At 63.7% G+C, this 16265-nt stretch carries 17 protein-coding genes and 1 pseudogene; 12 read left to right on the top strand and 6 right to left on the bottom strand.

The genetic code is table 11. The features are described from left to right. Positions 1–222: 222 nt before the first annotated feature. The 3 genes and pseudogenes from E1809_RS22865 to E1809_RS27555 all read right to left on the bottom strand — a co-directional run. Positions 223–558 carry a helix-turn-helix domain-containing protein gene (locus E1809_RS22865; protein WP_133206543.1) on the bottom strand — a complete coding sequence of 112 codons (336 nt, stop codon included), beginning with the start codon at positions 556–558 and terminating at the stop codon, positions 223–225. Beyond that, positions 559–732 carry a hypothetical protein gene (locus tag E1809_RS27560; RefSeq protein WP_235835739.1) on the bottom strand — a complete coding sequence of 58 codons (174 nt, stop codon included), beginning with the start codon at positions 730–732 and terminating at the stop codon, positions 559–561. It abuts the gene before it with no gap. 64 nt (positions 733–796) lie between these two features. Further along, a pseudogene (locus E1809_RS27555) lies at positions 797–1429 on the bottom strand (tyrosine-type recombinase/integrase); the annotation flags it as partial. 67 nt (positions 1430–1496) lie between these two features. On the opposite strand from E1809_RS27555, the gene E1809_RS27550 reads away from it, so the two are divergent. The 3 genes from E1809_RS27550 (at position 1497) to E1809_RS22850 (ending at position 2807) form a co-directional block, all read left to right on the top strand. Next, positions 1497–1694 carry a hypothetical protein gene (locus tag E1809_RS27550; protein ID WP_235835738.1) on the top strand — a complete coding sequence of 66 codons (198 nt, stop codon included), beginning with the start codon at positions 1497–1499 and terminating at the stop codon, positions 1692–1694. A 362-nt stretch (positions 1695–2056) separates the two neighbouring features. Next, on the top strand, positions 2057–2467 hold the full coding sequence (locus E1809_RS22855; RefSeq protein WP_133206542.1) for a hypothetical protein: 411 nt from the start codon (positions 2057–2059) through the stop codon (positions 2465–2467). Further along, positions 2448–2807, top strand: coding sequence for a helix-turn-helix domain-containing protein (locus tag E1809_RS22850; protein WP_235835740.1), 360 nt, complete (start codon positions 2448–2450; stop codon positions 2805–2807). Before E1809_RS22855 ends, E1809_RS22850 begins: the two co-directional genes overlap by 20 nt. 236 nt (positions 2808–3043) lie before the next feature. Here E1809_RS22850 and glpX read toward each other — a convergent pair whose 3' ends face one another. Together glpX and fbaA are read right to left on the bottom strand one after the other, a co-directional pair. Then, positions 3044–4042: a class II fructose-bisphosphatase gene (gene glpX / locus E1809_RS22845; protein ID WP_133206541.1), complete on the bottom strand. Its 999-nt coding sequence runs from the start codon at positions 4040–4042 to the stop codon at positions 3044–3046. Beyond that, the gene (gene fbaA / locus E1809_RS22840) at positions 4042–5061 is read right to left on the bottom strand and encodes a class II fructose-bisphosphate aldolase (protein WP_133206540.1); all 1020 of its coding nucleotides are present in this window, start codon (positions 5059–5061) and stop codon (positions 4042–4044) included. Before fbaA ends, glpX begins: the two co-directional genes overlap by 1 nt. A gap of 208 nt (positions 5062–5269) precedes the next feature. Between fbaA and E1809_RS22835 the strand changes: the two genes are divergently transcribed. Next, a complete protein-coding gene (locus E1809_RS22835) occupies positions 5270–6058 on the top strand; it encodes a DeoR/GlpR family DNA-binding transcription regulator (protein WP_133206539.1) in 789 nt (262 codons plus the stop codon). A gap of 230 nt (positions 6059–6288) precedes the next feature. On the opposite strand, the gene E1809_RS22830 is transcribed toward E1809_RS22835, so the two are convergent. Further along, a complete protein-coding gene (locus tag E1809_RS22830) occupies positions 6289–7308 on the bottom strand; it encodes a 1-phosphofructokinase family hexose kinase (RefSeq protein WP_133206538.1) in 1020 nt (339 codons plus the stop codon). A 155-nt stretch (positions 7309–7463) separates the two neighbouring features. Here E1809_RS22830 and E1809_RS22825 point away from each other — a divergent pair, with 155 nt between their 5' ends. The 8 genes from E1809_RS22825 to E1809_RS22790 all read left to right on the top strand — a co-directional run bounded on the left by E1809_RS22825 (position 7464) and on the right by E1809_RS22790 (position 16243). Then, positions 7464–8318: a class II fructose-bisphosphate aldolase gene (locus tag E1809_RS22825; protein WP_133206537.1), complete on the top strand. Its 855-nt coding sequence runs from the start codon at positions 7464–7466 to the stop codon at positions 8316–8318. A gap of 158 nt (positions 8319–8476) precedes the next feature. Next, positions 8477–9241 carry a DeoR/GlpR family DNA-binding transcription regulator gene (locus E1809_RS22820; protein WP_235835737.1) on the top strand — a complete coding sequence of 255 codons (765 nt, stop codon included), beginning with the start codon at positions 8477–8479 and terminating at the stop codon, positions 9239–9241. 181 nt (positions 9242–9422) lie between these two features. Next, the gene (locus tag E1809_RS22815) at positions 9423–10727 is read left to right on the top strand and encodes an ABC transporter substrate-binding protein (protein ID WP_133206544.1); all 1305 of its coding nucleotides are present in this window, start codon (positions 9423–9425) and stop codon (positions 10725–10727) included. 67 nt (positions 10728–10794) lie between these two features. After that, a complete protein-coding gene (locus tag E1809_RS22810) occupies positions 10795–11763 on the top strand; it encodes a carbohydrate ABC transporter permease (protein ID WP_133206536.1) in 969 nt (322 codons plus the stop codon). Next, complete coding sequence (locus E1809_RS22805) at positions 11760–12656, top strand: carbohydrate ABC transporter permease (RefSeq protein ID WP_133206535.1); 897 nt, start codon at positions 11760–11762, stop codon at positions 12654–12656. Before E1809_RS22810 ends, E1809_RS22805 begins: the two co-directional genes overlap by 4 nt. A gap of 25 nt (positions 12657–12681) precedes the next feature. Further along, positions 12682–13698, top strand: coding sequence for a zinc-dependent alcohol dehydrogenase family protein (locus tag E1809_RS22800; protein ID WP_133206534.1), 1017 nt, complete (start codon positions 12682–12684; stop codon positions 13696–13698). Continuing rightward, the gene (locus E1809_RS22795; RefSeq protein ID WP_133206533.1) at positions 13695–14744 is read left to right on the top strand and encodes a 2-hydroxyacid dehydrogenase; all 1050 of its coding nucleotides are present in this window, start codon (positions 13695–13697) and stop codon (positions 14742–14744) included. Before E1809_RS22800 ends, E1809_RS22795 begins: the two co-directional genes overlap by 4 nt. Further along, positions 14735–16243, top strand: coding sequence for an FGGY-family carbohydrate kinase (locus E1809_RS22790; protein WP_133206532.1), 1509 nt, complete (start codon positions 14735–14737; stop codon positions 16241–16243). Before E1809_RS22795 ends, E1809_RS22790 begins: the two co-directional genes overlap by 10 nt. Positions 16244–16265: the final 22 nt, after the last annotated feature.

Raw genomic sequence — 16265 nt, 5'->3', positions numbered from 1 at the left:
ACGAGTAGGTGGGTTTTTCCCCGGCACAGCCGGCGCAGATCTGCCTGTTCTGCCGGTCGTGGAACGCGAGCACGCGGTGCTGCCGGCAGCCCGGGCACGGCCCGGGGTTGCGTTGCAGTCGGGTGCGGCAGCCCTGGCAGATGCTTTTGCCCTGCACGGTAATGGACGCAGGCCGGTTGATGCCGCACCGGGAGCACGCGGGTGGCTTGGATGCGGGGCCGGTCACTGTGGCTCGTGTGGCCTGCGGATCGTCGCCCGGATCGGTCGGAGTTCGCCGATGCCCGGGCCGGTGTCGCCGGCGACGTGGCGCAGCTCGCGGACTTCCTCGATGCGGAACTCGAGCAGGTCGGCGGCGGTGCATCCGAGGATGTCGCAGAGCGCGGCGAGCAGCTCGATGTTGACCCGTTGCGGGGGCTTGGTCACCAGGCGGTGGACGTATTGCCTGCTCAGGTGGACGTCCCGTTCTTCCAGCAGCGGGATCAGCTCGCTGGTCTGGAACAGGCCCTTGGCGGCCATGAGCTGGCGCAGGTTCCATTGCATGCTCAGTTTCCGTGTCATCTACGGCTCCTTTGTCGGGGTCGGGGTGTAAACGCGTTTCAATGCGGACTGGAGGGCCTTGTTTTTGAAGTCGTTGCTGACCGAGGTGTAGATCGCGGTGGTCGAGGCATAGGAATGGCCGACCTGTTCCTGGACGAAGGGTTCCGGGTAGCCGAACTCGATCAGATGCGTCACGTAGGTGCCGCAGGCAATGCAGCGTCAGTGCCGCGTCCAGGCCTGCCTCGGAACGGAGCCGGTTGAACCGTTTGTCCAGGTGCTTGGCCGAGACCCGGCTCAGCCGCTCGCTCACCCAGAGGGCGGCGTGGTTCTTCGGGCGCACGATCGGGCGGCCCTGCTCGACCCACTGCTTGAGACCCTCGATCGCCCAGTCGAACTCGGGGACGGCCAGCACCGTGCGCCGCTTCGGGGTCCCGCCCTTGGACGATTTGCCGTGGCGGACGTGGATGGACCCGTAGGTTCCCCAGTGCGGCATGTGCGGATTCGGCCGCAGGTCGGCAACATCGAGCTGACACAACTCGTTGCGGCGCAACCCGAACGCGTAGGTCGTTTTGATCATCTGCGCATCCCGTAACGCGGCCAACGCGCCCTTGCGGCCCGAGCGTGCCACCTGCTCCACCCGGGTGTCCAGGAAATCGAACAGGTGCTGCAGCTCGTCGTAGGTGAACGGGCGCCGTTCCGGCCGGCCCTCGTAATCATGCAGATGCGCGACGGTATTGAAGTCATGACATACCTGGGAGGGGATCTGGTCGAACCGGTCCGCGCATGCCTGGATCCACCCGTAGCGCCCGTCGGTCAGAAAGTCGCAAAACAGCCGCAAGGTGAAGTGGTAGCCGCGAATCGTCGAGGGCGCCAGCCGGGCGGTGCCGGACATCAGCGAGACCGTGAAGTCCTCGAGATCGCCGGCGGTCCACTCCCACGGATAAGAACCGGAAAATTCCGTGAACCGCCGCAGCAACGCCATCCGCGGAGCAATCGTCGTCTCTGCCAGCAAGCGGGACTTCTGCTGCCGCTCCCACCCGGTCAGCATCGCCTCGAACACGGCCAGTTCCTCGTCCAGGTGCGCGATTCCGTCCACCAGGACCAGCCGCGCCGATCCGGGAGCCTCGGCCACTCCTACCCCCATGATGTCTACGTAAATCTTACGATGTCACCTTTAAGTTACCATGATCGAGGAAGGCCAATCACCACGCGGGTCGCGCACCAGGACAAAAGAGAATAGACCCCAGGCCCCGGTGCTGGGCTGTCACTTTTCCGTCTTTAGGCGTGAGTCTGGCCTTGGGTGCCAGAGGTGTGCTGTTGAAGGGTCTATAGGCATCCTCAGTTGAAGGCGGGCTTAAGGGATTGCGGCACTGTAGGTTCGGCGAAGTTTGCAGCGCTGGATTCTGGGACGGGCCACGGAGGGTGACGGGAAGCTTTGGCGAAGGGCGGTCGAGGGAAGGCGTGAACGACCCGGCCATCATGACTTGCGATGCATATGTCTTGGAAGTCATAATCGGATGTGGAACTTTTCTGGCCGGAAAGCTTTGACCGGCAGCTGGGCCGACTGGAAGATGAGGCCGACCACAGTGATGAGGGGGCCAGGGCGGTATTCGAAAATGTGGTCGCAGAGATGGACTACCTGCGACGGTTGACGTCACCGCCTACGTCCGAGACCCCGACTCTCAAGACCATTCGTCAGGCCAAGAAATACGAAGTGTGGCGGGTCTCCCACCCCTACCACCAAGGGATTGCCGTCCGGCTCATTTGTTGGTTCCCTCCCGATGAAAACACCGCGGTGGTGGCTCTGTTTTCAGGCGCCAGCCAACATGGGCGACGTTTCTACGACAGCGTCGGAACCAGAGCGGGCCAAATAATAGAGCAATGGATCAGAGAAGGGGAGGGTGAAGAAAATGGTCAGGAAGACTTTTAGGAAGGGCAACGACCGGCTCGACCGTATCCTGGCGAAGCCGGGCATGGCCGAGCGTGTCGCTGAAATCCGGGAAGCGTCGGCGCGCGAGGACCGGATCTACGCAATCAACCTGGCCACGATCCGCAAGGCTGCGGAGTTGACGCAGGACGAGTTGGCGCAGCGGCTCGGGATTGATCAGAGCGTGGTCTCGAAGACGGAGCGGCGCGAGGACATGCTTCTGTCGACCCTGATGGATTATCTTTCCGCCGCAGGCGTCGAAGACGCAAAGATGGTCGTCCATGTGAACGGTCGCGAAATAGAACTAGACCTTCGCGGCCTGCAGCATCAAGGGCGAGGCTAATATCGTTGACGATCCGGCGTCGCGACATGCCTTTTGGCAATTCCGCGCTTCGCGTTGGCTTGCTGTGATGGGGAAGATCCGTCCTTGGAGGAGATCTTCTACGGCGACATGATCATCGCGGCGGTGGCCCAGACTCCGGAACAGGAGGGGGTCAAAGTGGTGAAGGAGGCCCTCCGTAGCAGGTTGCCCGCACCGGAAATGCAAGGAGCCCGGTCTGACAGCCGGGCTCCTTTTCATTATTTCGGGTCGTACTGGTCCCACTTCTCCAGATGGTGTTCACCGTCGACGGTGCGGATCGTACCGGATCGGGAACGCATAACGAGCGATTCGGTGGTTATCGTCGATTTGGCATACCGGACGCCCCTGAGAAGGTCACCATCTGTAATGCCTGTCGCCGCGAAGTAGCAGTTGTCACTTCGGACGAGGTCGCCTGTGCCGAGGATCCGGCTCGGGTCGTGACCGGCGTCGGCGGCCGTGGCCCGTTCCTTGTCATCTTGCGGGGCTAGCCGGCCCTGGATGACTCCGCCGAGAGTCTTGATGGCGCACGCGGCAACAATGCCCTCCGGAGTCCCGCCGGTTCCCATCATCGCGTCAACGCCGGTGCCTGGGCGGCAGGCGGCAATGGCGGCGGCGACGTCGCCGTCAAGGATGAATTTTGTCCGTGCCCCGGCCGCCCGGATTTCCTCGATGAGGCCTTGGTGGCGTGGTCGATCCAGGACGGCGACGGTCAGCTGGCTGGTCTTGACCCCCTTGGCCTTGGCGATGAGGTGAAGGTTCTGTGCGACGGGAAGGCGAAGGTCAACGAGATCCGCTGCTTCGGGTCCTGTGACGAGCTTTTCCATGTAGAACACGGCCGATGGATCGAACATCGCGCCCCGCTCCGTGACGGCAAGGACAGCCAGTGCATTGTTCATGCCGAGGGCCGTGAGCCGGGTTCCGTCCACCGGATCGACGGCCACATCGCAGGCCGGACCGGAGCCTTCGCCGACTTTCTCGCCGTTGAAGAGCATGGGGGCTTCGTCCTTTTCTCCTTCGCCGATCACGACTGTGCCGTCGAACCGGACGGTGGAGAGGAAGGACCGCATGGCGTCGACAGCGGCGCCGTCGGCGGCGTTCTTGTCTCCGCGGCCCACCCATTGGCCTGCGGCTATTGCTGCCGCTTCGGTGACGCGGACGAGGTCCAGAGCAAGGTTGCGGTCTGGCTGGATATGTGCGGCAGTCGTGACGTCGGACATTAGAAGGTCTTGCCGACCGAACCGAGCTGCTTGGCGGCTTCCACGATGCGGGCAGCCATGCCGGCCTCGGCGGAGGCTCCCCAGACGCGGGGGTCGTAGGTCTTCTTGTTGCCCATTTCGCCGTCGACCTTCAGGACGCCGTCGTAGTTGGCGAACATGTGTCCGGCAACCGGGCGGGTGAACGCGTACTGGGTGTCCGTGTCGATGTTCATCTTGATGACGCCGTAGGAAACGGCGTCCGCGATTTCCTGCTCGGTGGAGCCGGAGCCGCCGTGGAAGACGAGGTCGAACGGGTTTTCCTTGCCGATCTTGGCACCGACCTCGGCCTGGATCTGCTTGAGCAGTTCCGGGCGGAGCTTGACGTTGCCCGGCTTGTACACGCCGTGGACGTTGCCGAAGGTCAGGGCGGTCAGGTAGCGGCCGTTCTCGCCCGCTCCGAGTGCCTCGATGGTGGCGAGGGCGTCTGCGGTGGTGGTGTAGAGCTTCTCGTTGATCTCGTTCTCGACGCCGTCTTCCTCGCCGCCGACCGTGCCGATTTCAACCTCGAGGATGATCTTGGCCGCAGCCGCACGCTCCAGGAGTTCACGGCCGATCCGCAGGTTGTCTTCCAGGGTCTCGTGCGAGCCATCCCACATGTGCGAGTTGAAGATCGGGTCCTTGCCGGCCTTGACGGCTTCCTCGGAAGCAGCCAGCAGCGGCAGGACGAAATCAGCCAGCTTGTCCTGCGGGCAGTGGTCCGTGTGCAGGGCGATGTTCACGTTGTAGTTCTTCGCGACCTCGCGGGCGAAAGCCGCGAAGCCCAGGGAGCCAGCAACCATGTCCTTGACGGAAGCGCCGGACCAGTAAGCCGCACCACCGGTGGAGACCTGGATGATGCCGTCCGACTCAGCCTCGGCAAAGCCGCGGATGGCGGCGTTCAAGGTCTGCGACGAGGTGACGTTCACTGCCGGGAACGCGTATCCACCGGCCTTCGCGCGGTCGATCATCTCGGAGTAAATCTCTGGGGTTGCGATGGGCATGGAAACTCCTCACGGGCGGCCGCGCGGGCCGCGTTCAACATGGATGCGCAGGCACTAAGAGTGCCGTTGTCGCCCTTCAATGGTAGAGGCGGGCTAGGATGAAACCAAGCTTGTGCAGTGAATTACAGGCAAACGCAAACAACGTTTTGCCGTTCCGAATGGCAGGATGGACTTCGCCGTTGATTTTCCGAAAGGAAGAGCTTTTCGCATGACTATCAAAGAAGACGCAGGGCGGGCCGCTTACGCCGATCAGCGCCACCAGGCGATCCTCCTTAAGTTGCGCACTGAACGCAGGGTTGACTCTGCCCAATTGGCCACCGACCTCGGGGTTACCCGGGAGACCATCCGGATCGACCTGATCCAGCTGGAGCGGCACGGCCAGTTGAAACGAATCCATGGGGGAGCCATCCCGGTGGATACTGCTTCATTTGAGCCGGCGGTCTCAACGCGAACCGAATACTCGGCTGAAAAGGCTCGGATTGTCCGCGCTGCCTTAGGCCACTTGCCCGATCACGGTTCCGTGCTCATCGACGCGGGTTCCACGACCGAGAAGCTGGCAGAGATATTTCCGGGGGACCGCGAGCTATCGGTGTACACCAACACGCTTCCCATAGCCCTTTCGCTGGTCTCGCGCCCCCTGGTGACGGTTTACCTGATCGGGGGTCGGCTCCGCAGCCGGACCTTGGCGGACGTTGACGACTGGGCGCTGCGTTCATTGAGTGAGGTGAACGTTGACCTGGCTTTCTTGGGCACCAACGGCATTTCCGCCAAACGCGGTATGACGACGCCCGACCCGTCTGAGGCGTTGGTAAAGAGGGCGATGCTCTCCGCAGCGCGGCGCCGGATCCTCCTCGCTGATCACAGCAAAGTGGGAGTGGTCAGTACGGCACAACATGCCACCATTGCCGATATTGACCTATTGATCACTGATTCCGGATTGAACCAAGGGGATAAGACCGCTCTGGAATCCGCGGGTTTGACGATTGAGTGCGTCTAGGATCGGCCAAAGGGGATGGAACGGCCCCTGTTTTGGACAGAGGCCGTTCCTTTGGGCCGTCGATGGTTGAGGTCGGCTAGGGGTCTGCGCGGACGTGGTCGCCGAAGAGTGAGAAGACGCTTTTCCGCCGAATCGGCTTCCAGTAGGTGGTGCGCACTTCGGGCTTCACCAGTGTGCGAGCGACGAAGGAGAGGGCCGCCCCTATCTCGCATCCGCCCGAGTGGTCCAGATCATGTGCCCGCGGCCGTGGCACGGCTGTCTTGGGTCATTTGAGCAAGCGCCGGCTCGGACAGCCTGCGATCCCGGTCGAAGGCGTCCGTGACAGTGACTCGTTCGGCAATGTGCGGGTCGACGTCAAAAAGGGTTGTTTGGTGTCCGACGGCGGAGGAAGCGTATGCCAGGGCACTGGCCAAGCAGGCTGCCCGGTCCAGCCTTTGATCGAGGCCCGCGAGGTATCCGGCCAGTGCCGCGTCCCCGGCGCCGACCGTATTGACGACGGCGATGTCGGTTGCCGTTCCATGGATGGCGCCGTCGGCGTCAACGAGCATCATTCCGTCGCCGCCCAGACTGGCCAGGACCGCCCCTGCGCCGCGGCGGCGCAGTTCCTGAGCCGCTTCTGAAACGTCGCCCAGGGTTTCGATGCTGTGGCCGGTTTCCTCTGCCAGTTCATGCACGTTGGGCTTGATGAGGTCCGGTTTTTCGGGGATGGCCCTGCGCAGGACATCGCCGGATGCGTCCACGATGACTATGGCCCTTGCTTGGCGTCCAACTTCAATCATGCCGCTGTGGAACCATTCCGGTGTTTCCGGTGGAAGGCTTCCGCAGATGGCAAGCATGACCGGACTTCCCTGATTGGCTGCATCTGCGGCTAGTAGAGCGTCTTCACAGGCGGTGCGCAGGGACTCCATCACTTCGGGTTCCAATGGTTCGCCGGGTTCGTTGATCTTGGTGCCGCTCTGCCCGGGGACGATCAGGGTGATGTTCGTCCGTACGTCGCGGGGTGATTCGACCGGAATGATCTCGATGCCTTGCCTGCGCAGGTCTCCGGCCATGAATCGTCCCGTGTCCCCACCCGCGGGGAAAATCGCAGCGGTCGGCACACCGTTGCGATGGAGCGCCACAGAGACGTTGATGCCCTTGCCGCTGGGCTCCCGGGTCCTGGACGCGACGCGGTTCACGGCCGCGAATTCAAAGGAATCGACGTTGACGGTCCAGTCGATGGCGGGACTGGGGGTGACCGTGATAATCACAGCTGCTCCACTTCGAGGGGTTGGTTTCGGCGTGCGCTGAGGACGAACGAGGTGTCTGCGCTTATCTGTACATGCTTGCGCTTTCTTGTTTTTCTGTCAATATGTTGTGAAAGCGCAAGCTCAAACCCCCACACCCAGATTGAGGAGATCCCACCATGCCCTTGGTTCCTACAGGCGAACTTGTTGCCCAGGCGCTCCGCGAGCGTCGCGCAGTCGCCGCGTTCAACGTCATCACGCTCGAACATGCTGAAGGCATTGCCATGGGCGCAGAGCGGGCCGGTCTTCCGGTGATCATGCAGCTGAGCGAAAACGCGGTGAAGTACCACGGTTCGCCTTATGCGATCGCGGCGGCCAGTACGGCCGTCGCCAGCCATTCGAACGCAGACATTTCACTGCACCTGGATCACATCACCGATGCGGCGCTGATGAAGCTCGCCCCGGAGCTTGGAGCCAGCTCGGTGATGTATGACGGCGCAGCCTTCGCTTACGAGGAAAATGTCGCTCGAACCAAGGGTGCCGTGCAATGGGGCCGACAGCACGGCATCTGGATCGAGGCGGAGCTGGGGGAGATCGGGGGCAAGGACGGCGCCCATGCCCCCGGCGTCCGGACCGACCCGCAGGAAGCGTTCCAGTTCGTCGAGGCCACCGGCGTCGCGGCGCTTGCCGTGGCGGTCGGGTCGTCGCACGCCATGACCTCAAAGTCCGCAGCGCTGGACCACGAACTGATCAAGGCGCTCAAGGCCGCACTCGATGTGCCTCTGGTCCTCCATGGTTCCTCCGGAGTCCCCGACGCCGAAATGGCCCTGGCCGCCCAGGAAGGCATGGTCAAGATCAACATCGGGACTGCCTTGAACATTGCCTACACCGCAGCGACCCGCGGGTTCCTTGACGCGAATCCCTCGGTCGTGGATCCGCGCAAGTACTTCGCCCTCTCGAGGGAAGCCGTGGCCTGCACGGTAGCCCACGCCCTTCGGGTTTTGGCCGGCGCGGCAAATACGGCCGACCGCTGACCGCCGACGGCGGTCCCTGAATGTGACTGCCCGGTTCTGCCCGAGATACCCGCTTGGACTGCCCGTTTCGAAAATCTGTAGTGACAGCAGTCACAGGATGGGATGATCGAAGGGCAGGACATGCACTAACAGTCACAAACGAGAACAGACGGGCAACGATGATGTACCCAGTAGAGCGCCAGCGGTGGATGCTCGAAAATGCGCGTACGGCCGGCAGGATCGACGTTCCGGACGTCGCCTCCCAGCTTGGCGTAGCAGTCGAGACCGTACGGCGCGACCTGACTCATCTGGAGAAGCGCGGACTTGTCCGCCGGGTGCACGGGGGAGCCATTCCCGTGGAGAAGCTCGGCTTCGAGAACTCGCTCATCGAGCGCGGTGCTGCGCACCCGGAGGAGAAGGCCCGCCTGGCCCAGGCGGCGCTGGAACTGCTGGATGACGCTGAGTCTATTTTTATTGACGAGGGAACCACCACGGCGGCGTTCGCCGATGCCCTGAATCCCTCGCGGCCAATGACCGTGGTCACCAGTTCCCTTCCCGTGGCGTGCAAGCTGGCACCCAACCCCCTGCTGACCGTCCTTATCCTCGGCGGACGGGTCCGGGGGAACAACCTGGGCGCCGTGGACCACTGGGCCACCGGCATGCTGTCCCGACTGGTTCTTGATGTTGCCTTCCTCGGCACGAACGGGGCGACGGGCAAACACGGACTCACCTGCCCGGATTCGACCGTCGCCGCTGTCAAGGCGGCCGCCGTCGCGGCCAGCCGCCGGACCGTGGTTCTCGCCGACCACACCAAGCTTGGAATCGACTCGAGCATCAAGTTCGCCGACCTTCACGACCTTGATGCACTGGTCACGGAACGGGGCGTGGCAGACAGCCTGCTGCAACCGTTTCGGCGTGTAGGCGTGGACATCATCCAGGCCTAGTTTGGCGGGTCCGTCGGCGGCCCGCTCCCTTGATCCTGCCCCTGCGGCAGCACCGCAATGCATTGGCCCTGCTACCGCATTGCCAAAATCCCAACGGAATCACGACCAGGAGAATCCTGTGAAAGTACAAAGCAGTATTCGCAAGATCGCCATACCCACCGCCATCATTGCCGCTGCGGCAATGACCCTGACCGCGTGCTCGGGCGCCGGCGGGGGATCGGCCGCGGGCGGCGACGCGAACAGCATCAACGTCCTGATGGTGAACAACCCGCAAATGGAGGACCTGCAGAAGCTCACTGCGGACAACTTCACCAAGGACACCGGCATCAAGGTCAACTTCACCGTCCTGCCGGAAAACGACGTCCGGGCGAAGATCAGCCAGGAATTCTCCAGCCAGGCCGGACAATACGATGTCGCGTCGCTGTCCAACTACGAGATCCCGTTCTACTCGGCGAACAAATGGCTGGCACCCCTGGATGACACCGTGGCCAAGAACCCGGACTTCAACCAGGCGGACATTCTTCCCGCCTACACGGCGTCCCTGACCGGCAAGGACGGCAAACTGTACGGTGAACCGTTCTACGGCGAGTCCTCCCTGCTGATGTACCGCAAGGACATCTTTGAAGCCAAGGGCCTGACGATGCCGGCGAACCCCACGTGGGACCAAGTCGCCAACCTGGCGGCCAAGGCCGATGGCGCCGCCCCGGGAATGAAGGGGATCTGCCTGCGCGGCCAGCCGGGCTGGGGCCAGCTCTTCGCCCCGTTGACAACGGTCGTGAACACCTTCGGCGGAACGTGGTTCGACAAGGACTGGAACGCGAAGGTCAATGCCCCCGAATTCACCGCTGCCACCCAGTTCTACGTTGACCTGGTCCGCAACCACGGCGAGGCAGGTGCAGCCCAGGCCGGATTCACCGAGTGCTTGAACAACATGACCCAAGGCAAGACCGCCATGTGGTACGACGCCTCCTCCGCCGGCGGCTCCCTTGAAGCCGCCGATTCACCCGTCAAGGGCAAGATCGGCTACGTCCAGGCCCCGGTGAAGGAAACCAAATCCTCCGGCTGGCTGTGGACGTGGTCCTGGGGCGTGCAGGCCGCGTCGAAGAAGCAGGACGCTGCCGGGAAGTTCATCGCCTGGGCAAGTTCCAGCAAATACGAGAACCTGGTGGCGTCGAAGCTGGGCTGGGCGAAGGTTCCGTCCGGAAAGCGGTCCTCCACCTATGAGAACGCCGACTTCCAGAAGGCTGCCCCGTTCTTCGAAGCGGAGAAGACTGCCATCTTGAACGCTGACCCGAAGAACCCGGGAGTGCAGCCGCGGCCGGCCATCGGTGTCCAGTTCGTAGGCATCCCCGAATTCGCCGACCTTGGTACCACCGTCTCCCAAGGCATCAGCTCGGCCATCGCAGGCCAAGGCTCCGTTGCCGATGCCCTCGCGAAGGGCCAGGACGCCGCCCAAAAGGTCGGCGACAAGTACAAGTCCAAGTAACAACAATCGGGACGTTTCCGCGCCCCGCCCCTGCGGGGCGCGGAAACCCCAGGAGTTAGGCAGAAAAATGAGTTCCGCAACGACGCTCGCCTCCAGGACAGGACAGCGGGCCACCCCAAACAACAGAGGCGCCAAAGCCCGCGAACGGGCGGCAGCCTGGGCGCGCCGCGCCCCGCTTCTTCCCGCCCTGGTTTTCCTGATCGTCGTCACCCAGCTGCCCTTCGTGGTCACCCTGGTGATTTCGTTCATGAACTGGAACAGCCTGCGCCCGGACGAGACGGGCTTTGCCGGCTTCGACAACTACGTCCAGGTCCTCACCAACCCCGACCTGCGCCAGGCGATCATCACCACCGTGATCCTGACAGCGTCGGTGGTCCTGGCCAGCCTCGCCATCGGCCTCGGCCTGGCCCTGCTTCTGGACAAGAAGTTCATCGGACGCGGCCTGGCCCGGACCCTGCTGATCGCCCCGTTCCTTATCGTGCCGGTCGCTGCGGCACTGGTGTGGAAGCACGCCATCCTCAACCCGACCTACGGGCTGATCAACGGCACACTCACCTGGATCTGGTCACTCTTTGGCAGCAACACCCCGCCCCAGCCGGACCTGCTCTCCCAGACACCCCTCCTTGCCGTGATCATTTCCCTGGTCTGGCAGTGGACTCCCTTCATGATGCTGATCCTCCTGGCAGGACTGCAGTCCAAGCCCGCCGACGTGATCGAGGCGGCACAGATGGATGGTGCGACGCCGTTCCAGATCTTCCGCTACATCACCCTGCCGCACCTGCGACAGTACCTGGAACTCGGCGGTCTGCTCGGCGCTATCTACATCGTCCAGAACTTCGACGCCGTCTTCACCCTGACCTCCGGCGGCCTGGGAACTGCCAACCTGCCCTACGCCATCTACCAGACCTTCTACTTCGCCAACGAGTATGGCCTGGCCTCCGCAACCGGCGTCGTCGTCGTGATCGGCACCATCGTCGTCGCGACCTTCGCCCTGCGCACCGTGTTCTCGCTCTTCAAGAAGGAGGCAGCGCGATGACCGCCCCCGCTCAGACCACCCGCACCACGAACGCCTTACCGGGCATCCGCAAGGGCAAGTCCCGGATGGACCCGACCCGGAACAAGACCGCAGCCGGCGTGGCAGCATGGCTCATGGCCCTGCTGTTTGCCTCGCCGGTGCTGTGGATGGTGCTCACGTCCTTCCATTCCGAGAACGACGCCGCGACCAACCCGCCGTCGGTCGCCGCCAACCTCACCATCGACGCCTACAAGGAATTCTTCGGCGCAAGTTCGGGTGTGAGCCCGTGGCCTCCCATGATCAACTCGGCCATGGCTTCGGTCATCTCCACGATCCTTGTCCTGGCGTTGGCGATTCCGGCCGCCTACGCGCTCTCGATCAAGCCGGTCAAGAAATGGACCGACGTCCTGTTCTTCTTCCTCTCCACCAAAATGATGCCGGTGGTCGCAGCGATCCTGCCCCTGTTCCTCTTCGCGAAGACTGCCGGGGTCCTGGACAACATCTGGTTCCTGATCCTCATGTACACCTCCATGAACCTGCCCATCGCGGTCTGGATGATGCGCTCCTTCCTCGCCGAAGTCCCGGTGGAAATGCTCGAAGCCGCCCAACTCGACGGCGCCGGCCTCCTGCTCACGCTGAGGAAAATCATCGCCCCGGTCGCAACGCCCGGCATCGCCGCCACCGCCCTGATCTGCTTCATCTTCAGCTGGAACGAACTGCTCATGGCCCGCGTCCTCACCGGTGTCATTGCCGGCACCGCCCCCGTGTTCCTTACCGGGTTCGTCTCCAGCCAGGGCCTGTTCCTGGCCAAGGTCTGCGCCGCCGCGGTGATTATCTCCCTCCCGGTTCTCATGGCCGGGTTCGCCGCCCAGGACAAACTCGTCCAGGGCCTCTCCCTCGGTGCAGTCAAGTGAGCGGCCGCGACGCGGGGGTCGCCCCATGAAAGCAGCCCTCATCTCCGCGCCGGGGCGGATCGAGCTGGAAACGGTTCCGGACCCCATCCCGGGACCACGGGAAGTCGTGGTGCAGATCGCGGCCGCAGGCATCTGCGGCACGGACCTTCACATCCTGGCCGGCGGCTTCGCCCCGTCCCTGCCCGTCATCCCGGGCCACGAGTTCGCGGGCACCGTTGTCGCCACCGGCAAAGACATCAAACACATCCCGATCGGGACGCGCGTGGCAGCCGACCCCAACATGCCCTGCCATGAATGCTCCTACTGCCGGATCGGACGCAGCAACCTGTGCGAGCAGTGGGCCGCAATCGGCATCCACGCCCCCGGAGCCATGGCCGAATACACCACGGTACCTGCAGCCAACTGCGTCGTGTTGCCCGACCACGTCCGGCTCGAGGACGCCGCCCTGATCGAGCCCCTGTCCTGCGCCGTCCGCGGCTACGACGTGCTCCGTGCCCGGCTCGCCTCGCATGTGCTCATCTACGGCGCCGGAACCATGGGCCTGATGATGCTGCAACTGGCCAAGGCCACAGGTGCTGCGAGCGTCGACGTCGTCGACCTCAACGAGGACCGGCGCTGCACCGCCGTGATTCTTGGCTGCACGAACGCTGCAGCTTCGGCTGACGAATTCTCCCGCCACGGTTGGGACATCGTCATCGACGCCACCGGCAATGCCAAGGCCATCCAGGATGGGCTGGGCAGGGTCGCCAAAGGCGGGACCTTCCTGCAGTTCGGCGTCGCCGACAAAGACGCACACGTCACCATCGATCCGCACCGGATCTATCACGAGGAGATCACCATCACCGGCTCCATGGCGGTCCTGCACAGCTTCGACCGGGCCGCGGAACTCTTCGCCACCGGCGTCCTGCCGGCAGAAATCCTCATCAGCCACCGCCTCCCGCTCACACGCGTCGCCGAGGCCTTCGACCAGTTCAAAGCCGGCTCCGGCCGGAAAATCCAAGTCCTTCCCACCCCCACACAGAAAGCTGTGAACCAGACATGAGCGAGACCTTCCGCGCCCTGATCATCGGCGACAAGTTCATCCCCACCGACAGCTACGCCGAATACCTCGACGGCAGTGAATTCGCTGTCGATTATGTCGAATGGGAGGGCACCAAGGCCGAGCAGCACGCCCTCCAGCAAATCACGGAATTCAAAGGTGCCAACGCGGTCGAAGCACCGGCAGCGCTCCTCGACGCCGTGCACGACGCCGAAGCCATCGGCCTGCACTTCGCCCCCATCACCGCGGAACTCATCGGCAAAGCACCGAACCTGAAGCTCATCGCCGTCGCCCGGACCGGGGTCGAAAACATCGACGTCGAAGAAGCCACCCGGCGAGGCATCGGCGTCGTCCAGGCCCTTGGCCGCAACGCCGGCGCAGTTGCTGAACTCGCCATTGGCCTCATGCTCTCGGAAGCCCGCAACATCGCCCGCGCCGACGCCAGCGTCAAGAGCGGCGGCTGGCGCAAAGAGTTCCCCGGGGCCCGGATCGAAATCGCCGGCCGCACCGTCGGCATGGTGGGCTTCGGGCACGTCGGCCGGATCACCAGCGAACGCCTCGCTGGCTTCAAGCCCGACATCATCACCTTCGACCCGTACGCCAGCGAAGAACTTCTGGAGAATTGCGGCGTGCGCCGCGTCGGCACCTTGGACGACGTCTTCCGCCAGAGCGACTTCATCCTCGTCCAGGCCCGCCTCACCCCGGAAACCGAACGCTTCATCGGCGAACGCCAATTCCGCCTCATGAAGCCTGACGCCTACTTCATCAACGGATCCCGCAGCCGCCTCGTCGACTACGACGCCCTCTACAACGTCCTGAAGGAAGGGGCCATCTCCGGTGCCGCCCTGGACGTTTTCGACGAGGAACCGCTGCCGGAAGACAGCCGCTGGCGTACGCTCGACAATGTGACCATCACCACGCACTACGGCGGAGACACGGAAGACACCAACCGCACGTCTGCGCGCCTTGTCTCCGAAGCGATCACCGAATTCGCCCAAACCGGCAAGATCGCGCGTGCCATCAACGCAAAGGACCTTGGATGGGCCTAACAGGCCAGGCCGACTACCTGCTCGGAATCGACGCCGGCCAGACGTTCACAAAGGCCGTCCTCTTCACCCTGGACGGCCAGGAAACAGCGTCCGCCTCGACCTCGATCCCGACCACCTCGCTGCGCCCCAGTTGGCAGGAACGGGACATGGACCTCACCTGGGAACGAACAGCATCCGCGATCCGACGGTGCCTGAACTCCGCCGGGGTCAACCCTTCGCAGATCCTCGCGGTGGGGCTGTCCGGGCACGGCGACGGCTTGTACCTTGTCGACGCCGCGGGGAAACCTGTGCGGCCGGCCATCCTCGCCACCGACGCACGGGCCTTCGCCGAAGCCAAACGGCTCGGCGAAGGCCCCACAGGGATGAAGGCCTTGGCTCTCACAGGCCAGGTGCCCGCGGCCTACAGCCCATCGGCACTGCTGGCGTGGCTGCAACGCAACGAGCCGGAGACGTTGGATCGAGCCGACAAGCTGCTGCACTGCAAAGACTGGCTCCGCTTTCGGCTCACCGGCAAGATCGCCACCGATCCCACCGAGGCCAGCCACTCCTTCACGGACGTCGCCACCCAGAACTGGTCGGAGGAGGTACTGGGCCTCTACGGACTCGAAAACCTTCGGCGCCTTTTGCCGTCCATCGTCTCCAGCGCGTCCGTCGCCGGGACCGTGAGCGAAACAGGCGCAGACCGGACCGGTCTTGCCGCCGGGACGCCGGTCATCACCGGGGCACACGACGTCGACGCCGCCGCCGTCGGGATCGGTGCCGGAACGCCCGGCGCGATGAGCATCACCATGGGCACCTTCAGCATCAACCAGATCGTTTCGGAGCAACCGGTCAGCGACTCCCGCTGGCAGGCCCGGACCTTCGTCACCCCCGGGCAATACCTGCACATGTCAACATCCCCCAGCAGCGCCTCGAACTTCGAATGGGCAACGAAGGTCTTCGGGGGAGATGGCACTCCGGACTATGCCGCTGCCGTCAGTTCGGCCCATTTGGAGGATCCGGGTTCCTTCGAGGATTCTCCGCTGTTTCTGCCCTACCTCTACGGGGCACCACAAGGTGTCGGAGACCCTGGCGGTACGTTTTCGCGGATACGCGGCAGCCACGGCCGGGCGGACCTCTTCAGGGCGGTGCTCGAAGGCATCGTGTTCAACCACCGATGGCACGTTGACGCGCTGAAGGAACGTTTCCGGATCGCCGGCGCCGTTCGTCTGTGCGGCGGCGGAGCGAAGAGCCCCGCATGGTCGCAGCTCATGGCAAACGTCCTGCAACTGCCGATCGAAGTCACCGACGCCGAAGAAGCGGGCGCCCGCGGCGCCGCTATCATGGCCGGTATTGGCGTGGGCGTCTACGGCGGGCTGGAAGAGGCGTCTTCCAGGGCCGTCCAGGTTGTGAGGACACACCACCCCGATCCGGCGTGGAAAGCCTTGCTCGATGGCCGGTACGCGTTATTCCTGCGCCTGATGACGGCTGCCCGCGAGAGTGCCGCCGATTCGTCTTGAAGGATCCCGCCGCGACGACCGT

This window comes from Arthrobacter terricola, from assembly GCF_004354015.1.
Taxonomy (GTDB): Bacteria; Actinomycetota; Actinomycetes; order Actinomycetales; family Micrococcaceae; genus Arthrobacter; species Arthrobacter terricola.
The sequence above is the reverse complement of the archived record's forward strand: the minus strand, read 5'-3'. Positions and strand labels throughout refer to the sequence as shown.